This is a genomic window from Oryzobacter telluris (assembly GCF_043099285.1).
Taxonomy (GTDB): Bacteria; Actinomycetota; Actinomycetes; order Actinomycetales; family Dermatophilaceae; genus Oryzobacter; species Oryzobacter telluris.
This window is the reverse complement of record NZ_CP170723.1, coordinates 2,408,876-2,428,765: the sequence shown is the minus strand read 5'-3', so window position 1 is coordinate 2,428,765 and position 19,890 is coordinate 2,408,876. Positions and strand designations below refer to the sequence as shown.

Here is a 19,890-nt window from a genome sequence, read left to right as displayed (position 1 = left end):
CGTGCACAAAGAGGTGGTGATGAAATGTATAACGTGCCCTTATCGACTCCCACCCGGTCCACGATGCGGGAGGAACTCCTACCGGCGCGGTAGGAGGTCGTGGACGGGCTGACCGGCCGGACCGCACGGGCGTATGATCGAACACGTGTTCGATCCCGTGCCTCCCGCCGCCCCGCCGCTGCGGGCCGGGAGCCCGGGGTCGCCGGCGCGTCAGCGCTCGGCCTCGGGGGCGGGACGGTCGGGTGGGCCTCCGGGGTGGCCGCAGGGCGTCCCGCCGCCGGGGGAGCGCGGCTGGGACCACCGCGCCAGCGCGTGGCTGCTCGACCACTGCCCGCCCGACTACCGGCTCTACCCGGCCTGGCGGCGGCACCCGGTGGCCCTGGGCTGGCTCACCGTGCGGCACCTCGACGCCCAGCTCGGCGCGATGCGCTCGGCGTACCGGGAGGTGCGGGTCGACCTCCTCGACGACATCGGCCCGGAGGGAGTGGCCCAGGTCCTCGCCGACCTCGAGGTCGAGGGCGTGCGGCTGCTGTCGACCCGCCGGGCCGCCGGGCTGTTGCTGGACGCGCTGCGCGGCCTCGAGTTCGTCCCCAAGCTCTGACGGCACCGGTCGTGGGACGGACAACAGTGGGCGTCACCCCACGACCGCACCTGCCGCAGGTCGCTCGTTGCAACTTCCGCGCCATCACCGCGACGGCGCAGAAACTCCGAGATGACGCAGATGTACTTGCGCCCTGCGTGGACTTCTGCGTCATCACCGTGGTGGCGCGGCACTTCCTGATCTGCCGCGCTGGGTGTCCGATGTCCATCGGGTCATCCGCAGCCAAGCTCCCAAGTCGCGGTTCCTGGGGTCCGACACCTTGGCTTCCTGCGCCTCGAACCGGGTCACGGCGTGATCGACGAACTCCTGTGGCAAGCGCACCTGGTGGTCTGCCACGTCCCGCGTTCGCCACCCACACACCCAGCCGGGCACAGGACGCAGGGACGACCACCCCTGCGACGGCGCCGAACCGCCGGATGGACATGACCCGATGCTCGCAGGGTGCGGCTCGTCAGGAGGGGAAGTCGGCCCCGGCCTCCAGACGTATGCGGAGCAGCACGTCGAGCGCCACGGAGTCACCGTCGCGGCCACCGGCTCCGACCTGGAGCGGGGCGTCGCTGGGGTCGAGGTGGATGCCGGCCAGCCGTCCGCGCAGGCTGGGCGCCACGACGAGGACGTACCAGTGGCCGTCGGTGCCGACGGCTGCCCGGCGGTCGCGTCGCACGTACCAGCCGACGACGTCGGTGCGCAGGCTCCCGCTGCCGCTGTAGGGGCGGGCCCGCAACCGGGTGGGTTCGACGCCCGCCGCCCGCATCGCCTCGGCGAAGGCCGACACCATCGGCGCCGTCCTTCGCGCCTCGGCCTGGGCCGCTCGTGCCGCGGCCGCTTCGTGGTACTCGGCGTTCTCCCGAGCCTGGCGGCGACGCTCGGCAGCCGCGTCCGTGGGGTCGCTGTCCGCGCTCATCGGCCGATCATCGCAGCCGGGTGAGGCCCCGGGCTCCGGGCGCGCGCGCCCGACCAGGTCCCGTCCCGGCGCGGTTCGCACCCGGCCGAGCGTCGGGTGTCAGGAACGCGTGTTGGATCGTCCCGCGGCGATCTCGTCGTAGCTCGGGATCCGTTCGGCCAGAGGGTTCCCGGTGAAGTTGCCGACCCACCCGTCCTCGTCGTGGAAGAAGCGGATGGCGGTGAAGTCGGGGTCGGTGCCCATGTCGAACCAGTGGGTGGTGTTGGCGGGGACGCTCAGCAGGTCGCCGGCCTCGCAGAGCATCGCGTACACCTTGCCCTGGGTGTGCAGGTAGAAGATGCCGCTGCCGGAGACGAAGAACCGCACCTCGTCATCGTCGTGGGTGTGCTCGGAGAGGAACTTGTTCCGGGCTGCGGTCTTCAGCGCCTCCCACCCCTCGTCATCGGTGCGGTGCAGCTGGACGACGTCGACGAGCACGTACCCCTCGGCCTCGATGACGCGGGCCACGTCCTCGCGGTAGTGGTCGAGGATGGCCTGCTGGTCGCCGCCGCCGGCGAACTCCTCGGCGACCTCCCAGCGCTCGAAGCGCACGTCGATCTCCTTGAGCGCGACCGCGATGTCCTGCGCCTCCTCGGCCTCGAGGACCTTCTCGGGGGCGTCGCCATCGGTGTACACGGTGAGCAGGGACACGGGGTCCTCCTTGGTCGTCGGTCGGGTCGTGGGTCAGGCGGTCTGGACGTGGAACGACAGCAGCCACTCGAGGGATTCCGTCCGGTGGCGGGCCTCGACGAGGTCGCGCCCCCAGACATAGAGGCCGTGGTCGGCGACGACGATGCCGGGCGTGGCGAGGTCGACGGCGTCGTCGAACCGGTCGGCGAGCTCGCTCATGTCCTGGCTGTTGGCGATCACGGGGACGAGGACGTCGTCATCGGCCGCGCGGCCGAGCGCCTTCTGCATCTCCAGCCCCTGCACGCGGACGCCCTCGGGCCAGCGGCGGCCGGCGACGACGGCCGCCAGCGCGTGGACGTGCACCACGGCCCCCGCCCCCGTCGCCGCGGCGATGTGGGCGTGCAGCGCGGCCTCGGCGGAGGGCTTGAGCGGGGCCAGGCCGTCGACGGGGACCGCGCGGCCGGCGCCGTCCACCACCACGACGGAGTCAGGCGTCAGCTCGGCCTTGTCCAGGCCGCTCGCGGTGACGGTGACGCGCAGCGGGTCCGCGGTCATGACCTCGGAGAGGTTGCCCGAGGTGGCCCGCATCCAGCCGTGGGCCGCCAGCAGCCGGGCGGTGTCGGCCATCCGGGCGCCCGCCGCCACGACCGTGTCCCTGTCGACGGTCATGACGCGCCCCGGTCGAGGGTCACGGGCAGGACCGCGAGGTCGGAGAAGGACGCCACGACCGGGTGGACCCCGAAGTCGGCGTCCTCCTGCGGCTCGCCGGCGCGGGCGACGCCGACGGTCACCCAGCCGGCCTCCGCCGCGGCGTCGAGCTCGGCGGGCACGTCCGAGAGGAAGACGAGGCCGGCCGGGACGCCGAGCGCGTCGGCGATCCGCCGGTACGACGCCGCCTCCCGCTTGGGGCCGGCATTGGTGGTGTCGAAGTAGTCCTCGAGTAGCTCGGACAGGTCGCCGACCTCGGTGTGCCGGAACCAGGGCCGCTGGCTCGCAACGGATCCCGACGAGAAGATCGCCAGCCGGACGCCGGACTCGTGCCACGCCCTCAGTGCCGGCGCGACGTCGTCGAAGTGCGACGCGAGCAGGTCGCCAGCCGCGAACCCGTCGGCCCAGACCTGCCCCTGCAGGGTCTTCAGCGGGGTCGCCTTGACGTCGGAGTCCATCCACCCGTGCAGGACCCGGACGAGGTCCTCGACCGGCGCGTCGTCGGGCAGCCCGCCCTCGCGCCGCACGTCCGCGACGGCGCCCTGCACGACCGGGTCGTCGCCGTGGGCGCTGATCCAGGGGCCGAGGCGCGGCCGGGCGTAGTCGTAGAGCGTCCCGAGCACGGCGGACGTCGGGCTGGTGGTGCCCTCGATGTCGAGGACGACGCACCCGGCCGTCACCTCGACGCGCTCGGATCCGGACGTGCTCATCGGTCACCTCCTGGGTGGCTGTTCTGAAGGCGACGGTAGCCCCGACCGAGTCTTCCTCGGACTCGGGCCGACCGACCAGCCGGTCTCACGACTGCGCAAGCCTCGGGGCGGTCATGATCTCGATGATCGCGCAGACGAGTCTGTTCGCACGACGATCTCGCGCGCCGGATTCGAGCGCACTGGCCCCCGGCTACCGTCGGGTGTGGCCACATTCGGCCGCGGTCAGGACCCGCGCCACCCGGCTCCAGACCCACGCCGATCCGCCGGCTCCGGGGACGAGGACGGGCCGCTCGGGACCGGCTCGGCGTTGAGGCCGACGTCCTGCCCGGAGGGCACCTGCTACCCCTCGCGCAGCCAAGGCTGGTGGCGGACTACCTCCTTCAGGCGACGTGACTGCCCTGAACGCGTGACCGTGCCGCCACGGCAGCTGATCTGCACGGGCCGGCTGTCTCGCCCGGCCCGATCGGCTCGCGCGGTTCAGTCATGGAAGGCAGGCAACGGCTCGAGTGCGGCGATGCCGGCCGGTGGGAACTCGCTCGGGGGAGCGACGGAACCTTCCGCGATGCTGCGCAGGTGCCGGTCGACGAAGCGCTGGGTTCTCCGGAGGGCGGTGGCGCCCTGGACCGGCGTGATGTCGCCGCTGCCGAGGGCCTCCGCGAGCTCGTCGAGGTCGAGGACGTGGTAGCGCTCGGCGCCGGGTGGGACCAGGAAGTCGACGTAGAGGTCGTGGACGACGAGTCCGGACGCTGCGTGCTCGATCTCCACGACGTCGACGTACCACCAGCCCTCCACCGGGCCGTCGAACGCGACCGGTCTGGTCAGCTGGATGCCCTGGTCGAGCAGGAGGTAGCTGCGATCGACAGTGGGTCGTCCGGCCACCTGGTACTCGGGAAGGATCCGCACGTCGTAGGCGACGACGTCGTCGAGCCGGCGACCCGGGCACCACTGTCCCGTGCGGTGCAGGACCGAGACGGTCCGCATGGAGGGCGATGTGGTCACCTCAGCACACTGCCACGCAGCGGCTGGGTGGCAGCGGGATCCGAACGTCCTCCTCGGCCGTGGACGTCGGAAGCGGTGCGACGAACCAGGGCACGGAACCCGAGTCACGGCTAGGGTCCCCGGGCATGGACGTGCTCAGGGGTGGGGAGATCGCCGCGGCCGGGCTCACCGAGTGGCGCAAGCTCGCGCAGGGGCTGCACGCCCGCTACCTGGTGGACGACTTCGGCTCCGGCGCACGGTTCGTCGCCGCGGTGGGGCGTTGAACCCACCGGAGATGATCATGTCCTTGGCGCGGTCGACGATGAAGAGGAAGCCGTCGTCGTCGAGGAAGCCGATGTCGCCGGTGTGGTGGCCGGGTGACGAGATCCGCGACCTCACGGGGCGGGCGCCGAACCTGTGGTTCGGGGACGCCGACGAGGGCGGGACCTCGGGCCAGCGGTTCCACCTCGAGGTCTACGTGCCGCCCGAGGTGGCCGAGCAGCGCATCGCCGCCGCGGTCGCCGCCGGGGGGACCGTCGTCGACGACAGCGACGCGCCGTCGCTCGTCGTCATCGCCGACCCGGACGGCAACCGGGGCGTCCTCTGCGTCGCCGCACCCCCGACGCCCGACGACTGACTCGCCATTCGGGGTGAGCCGTCCCTCGTGGCAGCCGGTGCTGCGGGGGCTTCGTCGTTCCGCGTCGGTCAGGACGTGAGGAGGCGCAGGCGGAGGTCGGCGCCGAGGAGCTCGGCGAGGTGGGCGGCCTCCTCCTCGAGAGCCGTGTCGGGGCGAGGACCGGGAGCCAGCCAGGTGACCTCGAGCTCGTCACCGCGGCGCGCCCACGTGCCGCTGACGACACCGCCGACGAGCACCGGGTTGGCCTTGCGGGTCATGAGGTCGCGCAGCGCCGGCGGCGTGACGTGGACGTCCTTCGTGCCCGGACCGATCACCCACTGGTCGTGCCCCGGAAGGAACCGCACCACCTCGGACGGGGCCGAGGACACGAGCGCCTCGACGTCCTCGCGCACGACCAGCGCCCGCGTGCCCGCGACATCAACGGCCACCAACCGGTCGGCGAGCCCGGCGACCCAGGAGTCAAGCCGTCGGCGGCCGGCGCTCAGCCCGTTGACGAGCCAGTAGTGGAGGTGGTCCGGGGTCGCGGGTCCGTAGGTGCGCAGGTACGCGGTGACCGCCTGCGGACCGGCGTCGTCGAGGTCGGGGATGCCTCGCCACCGCGGGCTGCCCTCGAGCAGCTGGAAGGTGTGGTGGCCGTCGCGCGGGGGACCGAAGCCCATGTCGCCCTGCCAGGTCAGCGGCTTGACGAGGGTGCCCGCGCCGTCGTCGAACACCGGCTTGAGATGGCGGTAGGCACGGTGCCCGGCCAGCGCCTCACCGAGCTCGGTGACGGTCAGCGGCCCGTCGCGCAGGGCGTCGCGCACTGCGGCGCGGAAGTCCGGCCAGTCGGCCGGCGCCAGGCCGTAGAACTCCACCCAGCTGGCCCGCTCCCACTGGCGCCCCGCCGCGCGCAGGGCGAGGTAGATGCCGCCGTCGTCCGGGGAGAGGTAGTGCATCGACCCCCGGAACGCGAACGCCTTGATGACCTCGCCGTCGGCCAACGCCGCGGCCAGCTCGCGGGGGACCGACGACGTCCTGCGGGAGCGCACCGCCAGCTCGGCGAGCGCCTCGTCCATCGAGAGCACGGCGCCGAGCCGCTGCACCACCTCCGCGACGGTCGAGGACCCGCGCGGCTCGAGGAGCTGCCGCCCCAGCCGCCACGACAGGGCCTGCTCCCGGGTGACCGATGCCTCTGTCGGGCTGCTCATCCCCGCAGCCTCGCACTGACGTCCGACAGCGTCACGTGGTCGACGACGTCGTGCGGCATGTCGACCGGGAAGGCGCGGCGCTGCGTGGTGTGCGGCGTGCGGGGGAAGCCGCGCGGGGCTGGTCGGTGGCGATGACGAGGGGCCGCTCGGTGTCGAGCGCTCGCCGGATGGCACCCGGGATGACGCGCGCGCCCCACGCCCCGGCTCCCGCGTAGCCCACGACCGACACCCTGCCTCCTCGTCGAGACGCAGGATCCCACGGCGCGGGGGCCGCGTGGCGGTGGCGTGGCGGTGGCGTGAGGATCGTGCGCGGGAGTGGTGGAGGGCACCCTGCGGCGTGCCTGACCGGGCAGGGGGAGCGCCTAGACTCTGGGGGTTCGTCCGCGAGAAGCCACACGCCAGGAGGTAGTCACCGGTGAGCCTGCTCGAGCGCATCGAGGGTCCCGACGACCTCAAGGCCCTGCGGCCCGACCAGCTGCCGCTGCTCGCCGCGGAGATCCGTGGCTTCCTCGTCGACGAGGTCTCGCGCACCGGCGGACACCTCGGCCCCAACCTCGGTGTCGTCGAGCTGACGATGGCCATCCACCGGGTGTTCTCCTCCCCGAAGGACGCGGTCGTCTTCGACACCGGCCACCAGTCGTACGTGCACAAGGTCCTCACCGGGCGTCGCGACTTCTCCGGGCTGCGCAAGCAGGGGGGCCTGTCCGGGTACCCGAGCCGTGCCGAGTCCGACCACGACGTCGTCGAGAACTCGCACGCCTCGACCTCCCTGTCGTGGGCCCACGGCATCGCGGCCGGCCGCGTCGTGCGCGGGGAGCGCGACCGGCACACCGTCGCCGTCATCGGTGACGGCGCGCTCACCGGCGGCATGGCCTGGGAGGCGCTGAACAACATCGCCGCCGAGAGCGACCTGCCGCTGGTCCTCGTCGTCAACGACAACGAGCGCTCGTACGCGCCCACCCGCGGCGGCCTCGCCGACCACCTCGCCACGCTGCGCACCACGCGCGGCTACGAGCGCTTCCTCGACTGGGGCAAGAACACCCTGGCCCGCACGCCCGTCGTCGGGGGCGCGGTCTACGAGACGCTCCACGGGGTCAAGAAGGGCATCAAGGACATCGTCGCCCCGCAGGGGATGTTCGAGGACCTCGGCCTGAAGTACGTCGGCCCGGTCGACGGCCACGACGAGCCGGCCATCGAGGCCGCCCTGCGCAAGGCCAAGGCGTACCGCGGGCCCGTGCTCGTCCACGTCATCACCCAGAAGGGGCGCGGCTACGAGCCCGCCATCAACCACGAGGGCGACCAGTTCCACGCGGTCGGCGTCATCAACCCCGAGACGGGGCTGCCGCTCGAGATCGCCGGGCGGTCGTGGACCGACGAGTTCAGTGATGCCATGGTCGAGATCGGCCGCGAGCGCGAGGACGTCGTCGCCATCACCGCCGCGATGATGATCCCGGTCGGGCTGCAGGACTTCGCCGACCACTACCCGGCGCGCACCTTCGACGTCGGCATCGCCGAGCAGCACGCGCTGACGATGGCGGCGGGCCTGGCGTTCTCGGGGCTGCACCCGGTGGTGGCGGTCTACGCGACGTTCCTCAACCGCGCCTTCGACCAGCTGCTCATGGACTGCGCGCTGCACAAGGCGGGCGTCACGGTCGTCCTCGACCGGTCCGGGGTCACCGGGCCCGACGGCGCCTCCCACCACGGCATGTGGGACATGACGATCAGCGGCGTCGTGCCGGGGCTGCACCTCGCGGCGCCGCGCGACGGACAGCAGGTGGCGCGCGCCGTGCACGCGGCCGTCGAGATCGGTGACGCCCCGTCGGTCGTGCGCTTCCCCAAGGGCTCCGTGGGCGACCCCATCGAGGCGGTGCGCACGGTCGGCACCGTCGACGTCCTGGCCGAGCCCGACGACGGTGACGTCGACGTCCTCCTCGTCGGGATCGGGTCGATGGTCGCCACCGCCCTCACCGCCGCCGAGAAGCTGGCCGCCGAGGGCGTGCGCGTGCGGGTCGTCGACCCGGTGTGGTCGCTGCCGGTGAGCGGCGACCTCGTGGGGCTGTCGTCCGGCGTGCGTCGGGTCGCGGTGGTCGAGGACAACGTCGTGGTCGGCGGCATCGGGTCGCAGGTGGCGCTCGCGCTGCGCGACTCCGGCTCGGACGTCCCCGTCGACGCGTTCGGGCTGCCGAAGCGCTTCCTCGACCACGGGTCGCGCGGCCACGTGCTGGACTCCGTCGACCTCACCCCGGAGGCCGTCGCCTCCACCCTGCGCACCCGCCTCGCCTGAGCCCGCTCGTGGGTGACTCGGGGCCCGAGGTCCGGGCGGCGTACGACGCGATGGCGCAGGACTACGCGGCGACCTTCCCGACGACCGAGCCGGAGGCCGCGGTCGACCTCGCGATGCTCGACCACTTCCTGCGCCTCGTGCGCGAGGCCGGGGGTGCGCACGTCCTCGACGCCGGGTGCGGGACCGGGCGGATGGCGCGCTACGTCGCCGACCGCGGGTTCGCGGTGAGCGGCGTCGACCTGTCGCCGGGCATGCTCGCGATGGCGCGGCGCGACCACCCCGACCTCGACGTGCGCGAGGGCAGCCTCACGGACCTGCCGTTCGAGGACGCCGCGTTCGACGGTGTCCTGCTCTGGTACTCGCTGATCCACCTCACGGCGGACGAGCTGCCCGGGGCGCTGGATGAGGCGTTCCGCGTCGTGCGGCCGGGGGGTGCGGTGCTCACGGGGTTCCAGGTGGGCGACGGGCCGTCCGACGTCGGCGCCCGGCTGCGCGAGCGCGGCCACGACGTGGTGCTCGTGCGGCACGAGCGGGGCATCAAGGCGATGCTCGACGCCTTCGCGGCAGCCGGGTTCGTCAAGGAGGCGCGGCTGGTGCGCCGGGCCGTCGGGCGCGAGCAAGAGCCCCAGGCCTTCGTCCTCGCCCGCCGCCCCGCCTGAGTCATCGGTCGCAGGACACGCCGACCCGGGGTTCGGTTGTCGGCGTGTCCTGCGACGTGTTGGGGCTCGGGATCGCCACGTGCCGTCGGGAACATCGCGGGCGGGCGCCGGGTTGCGACCCCCATGACCCCCACCCCTGATGCCAGCATCGCCGCCCTGCGGTCCACCCACGACGAGCTGACCGCGGTCGTGCGCGGTCTCACCGACGAGCAGCTCGCGCTCCCGTCGGGCGCGTCCGAGTGGCCGGTGGCGCAGGTGCTCTCGCACCTCGGCAGCGGTGCCGAGATCGGGTCGGAGACGGTGCGGGCGGCGCTCGCCGGCGAGAAGGCGCCCGACGGCTTCAACCAGAGCGTCTGGGACCGCTGGAACGCGCTGTCCCCGCGCGAGCAGGCCGACGGCTTCCTCGTCTCCGACGCCGCGCTCGTCGAGACGGTGGAGTCGCTGACCCCCCAGCAGCTCGAGAACGCCCGCGTCGACCTCGGGTTCCTGCCCGAGCCCTTGCCGCTCGGGACCTACCTCGGCATGCGGCTCAACGAGGCCGCCCAGCACTCCTGGGACGTGCGCGTCGCGCTCGACGAGGACGCCGCCATCGACGAGGCGACCGCCCTGCTGCTCGTCGACCACCTCGCCGACGGCCTCGGGTGGATGCTCGGGTTCACGGCCAGGTCCGACCAGGTGGCGCAGCCGGCGCTCGTCGACCTCGCCTCCCTGGACCACGACCTCTCGATCGACGGCACGGTGGCGCTGGTGCCCGGCGGCACCGAGGCGAACGCCCGCTTCGAGGGTTCGCCGGATGCCGTGGCGCGCCTGCTCTCCGGCCGCCTCACCGAGGCGCACACCCCCGACGACGTGGCGGTGTCGGGTGACCTCGACCTCGACGACCTGCGCCGCGTCTTCCCCGGCTACTGACCGACCCGGGACGCCCCTCGGGTCGGCTGAGCGCGAACACGCTGGACCCGCTGGGGCACACCGCGGTTGGGTGGAGCCATGAAGATCCTCGTGCTCGGTGGGACGGCGTGGCTCGGTCGGACGGTCGCGCGGGAGGCGCTGCGGCGCGGCCACGACGTGACCTGCCTGGCGCGGGGGAGCGCACCCGCTCCTGACGGTGCCACCTTCGTGCGGGCCGACCGCGACGAGGACGACGGCCTCGCGCCCGTCTCCGGCGCCGACTGGGACGCCGTCGTCGACGTCTCGCGCCAGCCAGGCCAGGTCCGGCGCGCGGTGCGCGACCTGCGCACCGCGCACTACGTGTTCGTCTCGACGGGCAACGTCTACGCCGCGTTCGACGCGCTCGAGCAGGACGAGGACTCGCCCCAGCGCGCGCCCCTCGACGGCGACGTCATGGAGGACATGGAGACCTACGGCGAGGCCAAGGTCGCCTGCGAGACAGCGGTGCTCGGCTCGGGGGCGACCGCCACGGTCATCCGGTCCGGGCTCATCGGCGGCCCGGGTGACTGGTCGGGGCGCACGGGCTACTGGCCGTGGCGGTTCGCGCACCCCGTGGCCGACGAGGTCGTCGTCCCCGACGATCCCGACTTCCCGACCGCGATGGTCGACGTCCGCGACCTCGCGGCGTGGGTCGTGACGCTCGTCGAGGACCGCACCGGCGGCGTCTTCAACGCCACCGGTGCCACGACGCGCCTCGGTGACGTCCTCGCCCTCGCCGCCGAGGTCGGCGGGTCCGGCGCCACGCCCCGACCCGTGCCCCTCGACCGGCTCACCGAGCTCGGGATCGACAACTGGATGGGGCCGGCGTCCCTGCCGCTGTGGATCTCCGACCCCGAGTGGCGCGGGTTCGCCACGCTCGACACGACGCGCGCGCGGGAGGCGGGCCTCGTCCTCAGGCCGTTGCGCGAGACCCTGACCGACGCCCTGGCCTTCGAGGAGTCACGCCCCGAGGGCGACGAGCGACGGGCCGGCCTCACCGACGTCGACGAGCGACGCGTCCTCGACGCGACGGGCTAGCCGACCACCTTCTGGCGCACCGTCATCCGGCGTCGGCGCCGATGTCGGCGTGCCCCGCCGGCGGCTCCACCGACCCGGTCGGCGCCGCGGCCGCATACCCCTGACCCAGACCGGAGACCAGCACCTCGACGAGGTCCGGCACGTCCTCGGCCCCCACGCGGGTCGTCGCCACGCAGGTCGGTCCGCGCCACACCGAGAGGACGACGAGCCCCTCGTCGTGGTGCCATGAGACCCGCAGCGCGCGCCCGCCACCCCGGGCGTCACGGACGACGCCGGTGCGCGGGAAGGGCACGAGGTCCACCATGACGAGAGTGTGCGCCCTCGCAGTGGGGACACGCCAGACCCGGCGGTCAGGCCTCCGGGTGGGCCGCGGGCCGCACGAACGCGCTGGCGTAGGTCGTCTCGCCCACGGCGATCGAGTACTCGGCGTAGTAGTCGCTGATGCCGTGACGCTGGGCCTCGCGGTGCCGCGGGTGGTCGCGCCACCCGCGGTGCGAGTCCGGGTCGGCGAACGTCACGATGGTCGCGCGCTCCCCGTCATCGGCGACGAAGGTCTTGGTCTCGACGAAGCCCGGCATCGAGCGCGCGAGGTCGGCGACCACCTCGAGCTCGGTGCGGTACGCGTCCTCCGCCTCCGGCCGGAGCCGGTTGCGGAAGACCGTGACGACCTGGCCGACGAGCGGCCGCTCGACCTCACCCACGGGCGCCGTCCTCAGATGTCGCGGAAGGTCTCGATCGTCGCGCCGAGGGCGTTCAGGCGCTCGGCGAGGTCCTCGTAGCCGCGGTTGATGACGTAGACGTTGCGCAGCACCGAGGTGCCGGGCGCCGCGAGCATCGCCAGGAGGACGACGACGCCGGGACGCAGCGCCGGCGGGCACATGACCTCGGCCGCACGCCACTTTGGCGTGGGGCCGGTGATCATGACGCGGTGCGGGTCGAGGAGCTGGACCTGCCCGCCGATCTTGGTCAGCTCGGTGAGGTAGATCGCGCGGTTCTCGTAGACCCAGTCGTGGATCATCGTCGTGCCCTCGGCGCACGCGGCGATGAGCGCGAAGAACGGCAGGTTGTCGATGTTGAGGCCGGGGAACGGCATCGGCGCGATCTTGTCGACCGGGGCCTTGAGCGGGCTCGGGTGGATCGTCAGGTCGACGAGGCGGGTGTAGCCGTTCTTGGCGAGGTACTCCTCGGTGAGGTCGTACTTCAGGCCCATCTCGCCCAGGGTCGCGAGCTCGATCTCGAGGAACTCGATCGGCACCCGCTCGATGGTGATCGTCGACTCGGTGACGACCGCGGCGGCGATGAGGCTCATCGCCTCGATCGGGTCCTCGGAGGGGTAGTACTCGATGTCGACGTCGACGTGCTCGACGCCGGTGACGGTGAGGATCGTCGTGCCGATGCCCTCGATCTTCACGCCGAGGCCCTGCAGGAAGAAGCAGAGGTCCTGGACCATGTAGTTGGGGGAGGCGTTGCGGATGACCGTGGTGCCGGGGTTGCGCGCGGCGGCCATGAGGACGTTCTCGGTGACGGTGTCGCCGCGCTCGGTGAGGACGATGGCGCGCTGCGGCGAGCGGGTCGGGTCGACCTCGGCCTCGTAGAAGCCGTGCGTGGCCTGGACGTCGAGGCCGAAGGGGCGCAGCGCCGACAGGTGCGGCTCGATCGTGCGCGTGCCGAGGTCGCAGCCACCGGCGTAGGGCAGCTGGAAGCGGTCGAGGTCGTGGAGCAGCGGACCGAAGAACATGATGACGGTGCGCGTGCGGCGGGCGGCGTCGACGTCGATGCTCGCGAGGTCGAGCTGGGCCGGGGGGATGATCTCGAGGTCGTTGCTGTCGGGGAGCCAGCGCACGCGGACGCCGATCGAGGTGAGGACCTCGATGATCCGGTTGACCTCCTCGATGCGGGCCAGGCTGCGCAGGGTGGTCTTGCCCTTGTTCAGCAGGCTCGCGCACAGGAGGGCGACGGCGGCGTTCTTGCTCGTCTTGACCGGGATCGAGCCGGAGAGCTTACGCCCGCCGACGATCCGCAGGTGCTGCGGGCCGCTGTGGCCGAGGGAGACGAACTCGCTGTCGAGCTTCTCGCCGACGCGGGCCAGCATCTCGAGGGAGAGGTTCTGCTTGCCCTGCTCGATGCGCGCCACGGCGCTCTGGCTGGTGCCGAGCAGGTCGGCGAGCTCGCTCTGGGTGAGGCCCTGGTGCCGGCGGGCGTCACGGATGAGCGTGCCGATGCGGGTCAGGTACGTGTCGGAGGTGGTCGTCACCCGTCAAGCGTATATCACCTGTGAGATATCGAGACTTTTCGTGTCCCGCGGAGTTCGGTCGGTGAGAACGCGCAGGTGAGGGGTCACGTCCCCTTCGAGACGCCGTGCCCCGACGGTGCCGCGACCGCCCTGCACGCCCTTGAGGACGGCAACACGCCGAGGATCTGGAGTGATCCTCGGCGTGTTGCCGTACTGAAGTGCAGCCCCGGCCGGAGCCGGGAGCGCCCCGGGTGGCGTCAGGCGGGGACGCTCGCCACGCCGGCGGGGAGGATGCGGCGGCCGAGCACCCGCTCGGAGACGCCCTCGCGGTCGAGCAGCGGGATGAGGCCGCCGTTCCAGAACTGGAAGCCCGCGCCCGTGATCATCGCGAGGTCGATGTCCATCGGCGCCTCGACGACGCCCTCGGACAGCATCAGCCCGACCTCCTCGGCCAGGACGCCGAGGATGCGCTCGCGCGCCTGGTCCACGGTGAGCTCGACCGGGTGCTCGGGCGTCTCGGCCAGCGCCTCGACCTCCGGGTCGGGGACGGGGCGGCCGTCCTCCATCCGGTAGTACCCGCGCTTGCCGGCCTCGACCAGGCGACGCAGCGCGGGGGAGACGTGGAAGCGGTCGCCGAACGCGCGGTGCAGGGTCTCGCTGTTGTGCAGGGCGATCGCCGGGCCGACGAGGCCGAGGAGGACGAACGGCGGCATCGGCGCGATGCCGGCCACCGCCCTGTCGACCGTGGCCACGGGCGTGCCCTCGTCGACGATGCGCGAGAACTCGCCCATGAAGCGGCCCAGGAGCCGGTTGACGATGAACGAGGCCGAGTCCTTGGCGCGGATCGCCGTCTTGCGCAGCGTCTTCGCCGTGGCGAACGCGGTGGCGAGCGTCGCCTCGTCGGTGGCCGCGCCGGGGATGACCTCGACGAGCGGCATGACGGCGACCGGGTTGAAGAAGTGGAAGCCGACGACCCGCTCGGGGTGGGCCAGCCCGCTCGCCATCTCGGTGATCGACAGCGACGAGGTGTTGGTCATCAGCACGCACTCGGGCGAGACCACGGCCTCGACCTCGGCGAACACCTGCTGCTTCACCGCGAGCTCCTCGAACACCGCCTCGATGACGACCGCGGCGTCGGCGAACCCCTCCTTCGAGGTCGAGCCGGTGACGAGGCGCTTGAGGAAGGAGGCCTTGTCGGGGGAGACGCGGCGCTTGGCGAGCAGGCCGTCGACCTGCTCGTGCACCCACGCCACACCCTTGGCGACGCGCTCTTCGTCGAGGTCGGTGAGCACCACGGGGACGCCGAGCCGCTGGACGAAGAGCAGCGCCAGCTGGCTCGCCATCAGGCCGGCGCCGACGATGCCGACCTTGGTGACCGGGCGGGCCAGCGCCTTGTCCGGGGCACCGGCGGGGCGCTTGGCCCGCTTCTGCACGAGGTCGAAGGCGTAGAGCCCGGCCCGCAGCTCATCGGTCATGATGAGGTCGCCGAGCGCCTCGTCCTCGGCGGCGAAGGCCTCGTCACGGCCGGCCGTGCGCGCGGCACGGACCAGCTCGACGGCCCGCAGCGCACCGGGGGCGCGGCCGGCGGTCTTCGCGAGGACGACCTTGCGGCCGGCGTCGCACGCCGCCTCCCAGGTGGCCTCGTCGCGGTCGACCTCGGCGCGCTGCACCGTGACGGCGCCGCTGACGACGCCCGCCGCCCAGCGCAGCGAGTCCTCGAGGAAGTCGGCCGGCTCGAGGAGGACGTCGCCGATCCCGAGACCCACGACCTCCTTGGCCTTGAGCATCCGGTTCTGCGACAACGGGTTCTCGATGACGACCTTCAGCGCGTTGGCCGGGCCGACGAGGTTCGGCAGCAGCCAGCACCCGCCCCAGCCGGGGAGCAGCCCGAGGAAGGTCTCCGGCAGCGCGAACGCCGGGATGCCGGCCGACACCGTGCGGTAGTCGGCCGAGAGCGCGAGCTCGACCCCGCCGCCCATCGCCGCGCCGTTGACGAACGCGAACGTCGGGACGGGCAGGTCCATGAGGGTGGCGAAGGCGCGGTGGCCGGCCTGCGCGATCTCGAGGGCCTGCTCGCGGCGGGTGACGTACGGGATGCCCGACAGGTCGGCGCCGACCGCGAAGACGAACGGCTTGCCGGTGACGCCGACGGCGACGATCTCGCCAGACTCGGCGCGCGCCCTCAGGGTGTCGAGGGCGGCCTGGAGTCCGGCGATGCCCTCGGGGCCGAAGGTGTTCGGGCGGGTGTGGTCGCGCCCGTTGTCGAGCGTGATGAGGGCGAGGGTGCCGACACTGCCCGGGAGGGCGACGTCCTGCACGGGTGTGCGGGTGACGACCTCGGCGGGCAGCGTGGGGGACTCGGTGGTGGTGGTCATGGCTCAGGCCTCCGTGCCGTCGGTGCCGTACGCGGCGTGGTGCGGGTTCTCCCAGATGACGCTGCCGCCCATCCCGATGCCGATGCACATCGCGGTGACGCCGTAGCGCACCTCGGGGTGCTCCTCGAAGTGGCGCGCGAGCTGCGTCATCAGGCGCACGCCCGAGGACGCGAGGGGGTGCCCGGTGGCGATGGCGCCGCCCCAGGGGTTGACCCGCGCGTCGTCGTCGGCGATGCCGAAGTGGTCGAGGAAGGCGAGCACCTGGACGGCGAAGGCCTCGTTGAGCTCGAACAGGCCGATGTCCTCGATGGTCAGGCCGGCCTTGGCCAGCGCCTTCTCGGTGGCGGGCACCGGGCCGATGCCCATGACCTCGGGCTCGACGCCGACGAAGGCGTAGGAGACCAGGCGCATCCGGACCGGCAGGCCGAGCTCGGTCGCCGCGGCCTCGCTGGCGAGGATGCAGGCGGTGGCGCCGTCGTTGAGGCCCGCGGCGTTGCCGGCGGTGACGTTGCCGTGCGGGCGGAACGGGGTCTTGAGGGCGGCGAGCTCCTCGAGCGTGGTGCCCGGGCGCGGCGGCTCGTCGACGGTGGCCAGACCCCAGCCCTTCTCGGCGTGGCGCGTGGCGACCTCGACGAGGTCGGGCTGGACCTTGCCGGCCTCGTAGGCGGCGGCGAGCTTGCGCTGGCTGGCGACGGCGAACGCGTCGCAGCGCGCCTTGGTCAGCTCGGGGAAGCGGTCGTGGAGGTTCTCGGCCGTCTGGCCCATGACGAGGGCCGACTCGTCGACGAGGCGCTCGGCGACGATCCGCGGGTTGGGGTCGACGCCCTCGCCCATCGGGTGGCGGCCCATGTGCTCGACACCGCCCGCGACGGCGATGTCGATGGCACCGACGCCGATCGAGGACGCGACGTTGGTGACGGCCGTCATCGCGCCGGCGCACATGCGGTCGACGCTGTAGCCGGGGGTGCTCTTGGGCAGGCCGGACAGCAGGGCGGCGAGCCGGCCGAGGGTCAGGCCCTGGTCGCCGATCTGCGTCGTCGCGGCGACGGCGACCTCCTCGACGCGCTCCTTCGGCAGCTCGGGGTGGCGGCGCAGGAGCTCGCGGATGCACTTGATGACGAGGTCGTCGGCGCGGGTCTGGGCGTACATGCCCTTCTCGCCCGCCTTGCCGAAGGGGGTGCGGACGCCGTCGACGAAGACGACCTCCTGGAGCACGCGTGGCACGGGTGGCCTCCCTGGTGGGGGTTCGGGGGTCGGCCCGGTTCGCCCGGGCCTGCCGCCGATGCTACTAAGCAAGCGCTTAGTCGTCGACGGTGGCCGGGGTGACGACCGTCACCGCCGGGGTCCGCCCGGTCAGGTCGGCTGGGCGGAGACGAGCTGGACGAGGTTGCCGCAGGTGTCGTCGAGCACGGCCGTGACGACCGGGCCGGTGGGTACGGGCGGCTGGGTGAACACCACGCCGAGCGCGGTGAGCCGCGCGTGCTCGGCCTCGACGTCGGCGACGGTGAACGACGTCGTGGGGATGCCGTCGGCCATGAGGGCCTCGGTGTAGGCGCGGGCGGCGGGGTGCTCGTCGGGCTCGAGGACGAGCTCGGGTCCGTCCGGGTCCTCGGAGCTGACGAGGGTCAGCCAGCGGAACTGCCCGAGGGGGATGTCATGGCGCACCTCGAACCCGAGGAGGCCGGTGTAGAAGTCGTGGGCCTTCGCCTGGTCGTCGACGAACACGCTCGTGCGGGTGATCCTCATGGGTCGGTCCTCTCATCGGGTCGGAGCCAGCGCCGGCGCACCGGGTCCAGGGGGGTGGTGTCGAGGTCGTGGAGGCGGTAGCGCCCCTCCCGCCGGACGCGGACCAGCCCGGCCTCCTCGAGCACCGCCAGGTGCTGGGTGACGGCCTGGCGGCTCGAGGTGATGCCGAGCCCCGTCATCCGGGTGCACAGCTCGAAGAGCGTCTGCCCGTCGCGCTCGACGAGCACGTCGAGCAGGGCCCGCCTCGTGGGGTCGGCGAGGGCCCGGAAGGTCAGGTCCGCGGCGTCATCCATGCCGGTGACGATAGGCAAGTGCCTGCTTGCATGTCAACGACGCCCCGGTGGATGCGGGCCGACCGGGTCAGGCGTCGGGGAACTGCGCGAACGCCTCGACGAGCATCGGCGCGAGGATGCCGGCCTGCCAGGGGCGCACGCCCTGGTCGAGCAGCGCCCGGGTGAACGCGGCCTCGTCGTGCTCCGACGGCGGCTGCCAGACGACACGGCGCAGCGGGTCGGGGGAGCAGACGTTCTCCACCGGGATGACGTGCTCCTCGGCGAAGGTGGTCAGGGCCGCGCGCGTCGCCCCGAGCCGGTCGGCGGCCACGGGGTTCTTCTCGGCCCAGACGCGGGGGGGCGGCGGCCCGTCGGACGGCAGCGTGCGCGGCGGCAGGTCGTCCTCGGGGATCTCGAGGGTCCGGGCCACGGCGTCGACCCACTGGCGCCCGTAGCGGGCGATGGCGCGGTGGCCGCGCGGCAGGTCGGCGACGGTGCGCGGGACGGCCTTGGCGATCTCGACGAGCGCGGCGTCGGGCAGCACCCGGCCGACGGAGGTGTCGCGGTCGCGGGCGATGTCGTCGCGGACGTACCAGAGCTCGCGGACGATGGCGACGGCCCGCCGCGAGCGCAGCGTGTTGATGCCGGAGGTGCGCCGCCACGGGTCGACCCGCTCGGTGGGGGCCCAGGTGAGCAGCGCCGCGAACTCCTGGCGGGCCCACTCGTCCTTGCCCTGGGCGGCGAGGTCGACGCCCATGAGGTTGCGCAGCTCGTCGAGGACCTCGACGTCCAGCGCCGCGTAGCGCAGCCACGGCTCGGGCAGCGGGCGCGTGGACCAGTCGACCGCCGAGTGCTCCTTGGCCAGGCCCAGCCCGAGGTAGTGCTCGACGACGGCGGCCAGGCCGACGCGCGGCAGCCCGAGGATGCGGCCGGCGAGCTCGGTGTCGAACAGCTGGCGCGGGCGCAGCCCCACCTCGGCGAGGCAGGCGAGGTCCTGGGTGGCGGCGTGGAGCAGCCACTCGGCCGCCCCGATCGCGTCGTCGAGGGGCGAGAGGTCAGGGCAGGCGATGGGGTCGATGAGCCAGGTCCCGGCGCCCTCACGGCGCACCTGCACCAGGTAGGCACGCTGGCCGTACCGGTACCCGGAGGCGCGCTCGGCGTCGATGGCGACCGGTCCCGAGCCCGCGGCGATGGCGGCGGCCGCCCGGGCGAGCTCGCGCTCGTCCTCGACGACGTGGGGGACGCCGTCAGCGGGCTCGTCGAGGGGAACGGGGGGTGGGCCGGACTGCTCCTCGGGCGCGGGGGTCGTGGTGTCGTCGCTCATTCAGCGGCGGGGTCCGGGCAGGGCGACGACGCCCTCGGGGAGCGGGGGCAGCCCGGCGATCGTGCACAACAGGTCCGACCACGCGAGGAGGTGCTCACCGACCTCGGGTCCGAGAGGGGTCCACGAGGCGCGCACCTCCATCTCGACACTGGCAGGACGGTCGGCGAGGCCGGCGAAGCTCTGGGACACCACGCGGGTGACGGTACCGGCCTCGGCGAGGTAGGAGACGCCGCGGGTCGCGAGAGCATCGGTGAGCCAGCTCCAGCCGACCTCACCGAGCATCGGGTCGGTGGCGAGCTCGGGCTCGAGCTCGGCCCGCGCGAAGGTCACCGCACGCCACTGGCCGCCCCACGGCTCGGGGGCCGACGGGTCGTGCAGGAGGACGAAGCGCCCGGAGGCGAGGTCGTCGTCGGTGTCGCGGGGGTCGACGACGTCGGCCGTGAGCGCGACGGCGTACGGCGCGATGCGCTGGGGCGCCGGGACCTCGGTGAGGCGGATCTCGGGGCGCAGACGAACCCGGTGGAGGTCTTCGAGTGCGCGAGTGAACTCGGGGGACTCCCGGCCCGTCACGGTGCGGCTTGACACCCCAGCAATGTAAGCGGTGGGGGCCGCGGCGGCACGGTGCCGCGCCGGACGCC

General features: G+C 73.1%; 22 protein-coding genes. 7 read left to right on the top strand and 15 right to left on the bottom strand.

Going from position 1 to position 19,890, the window contains the following annotated elements; genetic code table 11:
* Positions 1 to 145 precede the first annotated feature (145 nt).
* On the top strand, positions 146 to 601 hold the full coding sequence (locus ACFLFB_RS11220; protein WP_392542258.1) for a hypothetical protein: 456 nt from the start codon (positions 146 to 148) through the stop codon (positions 599 to 601).
* Between the two features lie 451 nt (positions 602 to 1,052).
* Here ACFLFB_RS11220 and ACFLFB_RS11215 read toward each other — a convergent pair whose 3' ends face one another.
* The 5 genes from ACFLFB_RS11215 to ACFLFB_RS11195 form a co-directional block, all read right to left on the bottom strand.
* Positions 1,053 to 1,505, bottom strand: a complete 453-nt coding sequence (locus ACFLFB_RS11215; RefSeq protein ID WP_392542257.1) for a hypothetical protein — start codon at positions 1,503 to 1,505, stop codon at positions 1,053 to 1,055.
* Positions 1,506 to 1,604: 99 nt separating this feature from the next.
* On the bottom strand, positions 1,605 to 2,195 hold the full coding sequence (locus ACFLFB_RS11210; protein ID WP_392542256.1) for an acireductone dioxygenase: 591 nt from the start codon (positions 2,193 to 2,195) through the stop codon (positions 1,605 to 1,607).
* Positions 2,196 to 2,228: 33 nt separating this feature from the next.
* A complete protein-coding gene (gene mtnB / locus ACFLFB_RS11205) occupies positions 2,229 to 2,843 on the bottom strand; it encodes a methylthioribulose 1-phosphate dehydratase (protein ID WP_392542255.1) in 615 nt (204 codons plus the stop codon).
* Complete coding sequence (gene mtnC / locus ACFLFB_RS11200) at positions 2,840 to 3,592, bottom strand: acireductone synthase (protein WP_392542254.1); 753 nt, start codon at positions 3,590 to 3,592, stop codon at positions 2,840 to 2,842. Before mtnC ends, mtnB begins: the two co-directional genes overlap by 4 nt.
* A 477-nt stretch (positions 3,593 to 4,069) precedes the next feature.
* On the bottom strand, positions 4,070 to 4,573 hold the full coding sequence (locus ACFLFB_RS11195; RefSeq protein ID WP_392542253.1) for a hypothetical protein: 504 nt from the start codon (positions 4,571 to 4,573) through the stop codon (positions 4,070 to 4,072).
* Positions 4,574 to 4,716: 143 nt separating this feature from the next.
* Between ACFLFB_RS11195 and ACFLFB_RS11190 the strand changes: the two genes are divergently transcribed.
* Both ACFLFB_RS11190 and ACFLFB_RS11185 read left to right on the top strand, forming a co-directional pair.
* Positions 4,717 to 4,854 (top strand): hypothetical protein, encoded by a 138-nt coding sequence (locus ACFLFB_RS11190; RefSeq protein ID WP_392542252.1) that lies wholly within the window; start codon positions 4,717 to 4,719, stop codon positions 4,852 to 4,854.
* A 71-nt stretch (positions 4,855 to 4,925) separates the two neighbouring features.
* Positions 4,926 to 5,207, top strand: coding sequence for a VOC family protein (locus tag ACFLFB_RS11185; protein ID WP_407075701.1), 282 nt, complete (start codon positions 4,926 to 4,928; stop codon positions 5,205 to 5,207).
* 68 nt (positions 5,208 to 5,275) lie between these two features.
* Here ACFLFB_RS11185 and ACFLFB_RS11180 read toward each other — a convergent pair whose 3' ends face one another.
* A complete protein-coding gene (locus ACFLFB_RS11180; RefSeq protein ID WP_392542250.1) occupies positions 5,276 to 6,394 on the bottom strand; it encodes a DNA glycosylase AlkZ-like family protein in 1,119 nt (372 codons plus the stop codon).
* Positions 6,395 to 6,809: 415 nt separating this feature from the next.
* Here ACFLFB_RS11180 and dxs point away from each other — a divergent pair, with 415 nt between their 5' ends.
* The 4 genes from dxs to ACFLFB_RS11160 all read left to right on the top strand — a co-directional run bounded on the left by dxs (position 6,810) and on the right by ACFLFB_RS11160 (position 11,302).
* Positions 6,810 to 8,678, top strand: a complete 1,869-nt coding sequence (gene dxs / locus ACFLFB_RS11175; protein ID WP_392542249.1) for a 1-deoxy-D-xylulose-5-phosphate synthase — start codon at positions 6,810 to 6,812, stop codon at positions 8,676 to 8,678.
* Positions 8,679 to 8,686: 8 nt separating this feature from the next.
* The gene (locus tag ACFLFB_RS11170; RefSeq protein ID WP_392542248.1) at positions 8,687 to 9,337 is read left to right on the top strand and encodes a class I SAM-dependent methyltransferase; all 651 of its coding nucleotides are present in this window, start codon (positions 8,687 to 8,689) and stop codon (positions 9,335 to 9,337) included.
* Between the two features lie 123 nt (positions 9,338 to 9,460).
* Positions 9,461 to 10,246 carry a maleylpyruvate isomerase family mycothiol-dependent enzyme gene (locus ACFLFB_RS11165; RefSeq protein WP_392542247.1) on the top strand — a complete coding sequence of 262 codons (786 nt, stop codon included), beginning with the start codon at positions 9,461 to 9,463 and terminating at the stop codon, positions 10,244 to 10,246.
* A gap of 78 nt (positions 10,247 to 10,324) precedes the next feature.
* Complete coding sequence (locus tag ACFLFB_RS11160; RefSeq protein ID WP_392542246.1) at positions 10,325 to 11,302, top strand: NAD-dependent epimerase/dehydratase family protein; 978 nt, start codon at positions 10,325 to 10,327, stop codon at positions 11,300 to 11,302.
* Between the two features lie 22 nt (positions 11,303 to 11,324).
* Here the strand turns inward: ACFLFB_RS11160 and ACFLFB_RS11155 are convergent, their stop codons facing one another.
* From ACFLFB_RS11155 to ACFLFB_RS11115, 9 genes are all read right to left on the bottom strand, one after another.
* Positions 11,325 to 11,606, bottom strand: coding sequence for a hypothetical protein (locus ACFLFB_RS11155; protein ID WP_392542245.1), 282 nt, complete (start codon positions 11,604 to 11,606; stop codon positions 11,325 to 11,327).
* Between the two features lie 46 nt (positions 11,607 to 11,652).
* Entirely contained in the window at positions 11,653 to 12,003 is a 351-nt protein-coding gene (locus ACFLFB_RS11150; RefSeq protein WP_392542244.1) for an antibiotic biosynthesis monooxygenase family protein, read from the bottom strand.
* Positions 12,004 to 12,014: 11 nt separating this feature from the next.
* Positions 12,015 to 13,556: a helix-turn-helix domain-containing protein gene (locus ACFLFB_RS11145; RefSeq protein ID WP_392542243.1), complete on the bottom strand. Its 1,542-nt coding sequence runs from the start codon at positions 13,554 to 13,556 to the stop codon at positions 12,015 to 12,017.
* Positions 13,557 to 13,792: 236 nt separating this feature from the next.
* Positions 13,793 to 15,910, bottom strand: coding sequence for a 3-hydroxyacyl-CoA dehydrogenase NAD-binding domain-containing protein (locus tag ACFLFB_RS11140; protein ID WP_392542242.1), 2,118 nt, complete (start codon positions 15,908 to 15,910; stop codon positions 13,793 to 13,795).
* Positions 15,911 to 15,913: 3 nt separating this feature from the next.
* The gene (locus tag ACFLFB_RS11135; RefSeq protein WP_392542241.1) at positions 15,914 to 17,134 is read right to left on the bottom strand and encodes a thiolase family protein; all 1,221 of its coding nucleotides are present in this window, start codon (positions 17,132 to 17,134) and stop codon (positions 15,914 to 15,916) included.
* A gap of 129 nt (positions 17,135 to 17,263) precedes the next feature.
* The gene (locus ACFLFB_RS11130; RefSeq protein WP_392542240.1) at positions 17,264 to 17,656 is read right to left on the bottom strand and encodes a VOC family protein; all 393 of its coding nucleotides are present in this window, start codon (positions 17,654 to 17,656) and stop codon (positions 17,264 to 17,266) included.
* Positions 17,653 to 17,949, bottom strand: a complete 297-nt coding sequence (locus tag ACFLFB_RS11125) for an ArsR/SmtB family transcription factor (protein WP_392542239.1) — start codon at positions 17,947 to 17,949, stop codon at positions 17,653 to 17,655. The genes ACFLFB_RS11130 and ACFLFB_RS11125 overlap by 4 nt, the downstream gene beginning before the upstream one ends.
* A 67-nt stretch (positions 17,950 to 18,016) precedes the next feature.
* Entirely contained in the window at positions 18,017 to 19,252 is a 1,236-nt protein-coding gene (locus tag ACFLFB_RS11120; protein WP_392542238.1) for an HRDC domain-containing protein, read from the bottom strand.
* Entirely contained in the window at positions 19,253 to 19,837 is a 585-nt protein-coding gene (locus ACFLFB_RS11115) for a DUF3000 domain-containing protein (protein ID WP_392542237.1), read from the bottom strand.
* Between the last annotated feature and the right edge of the window lie 53 nt (positions 19,838 to 19,890).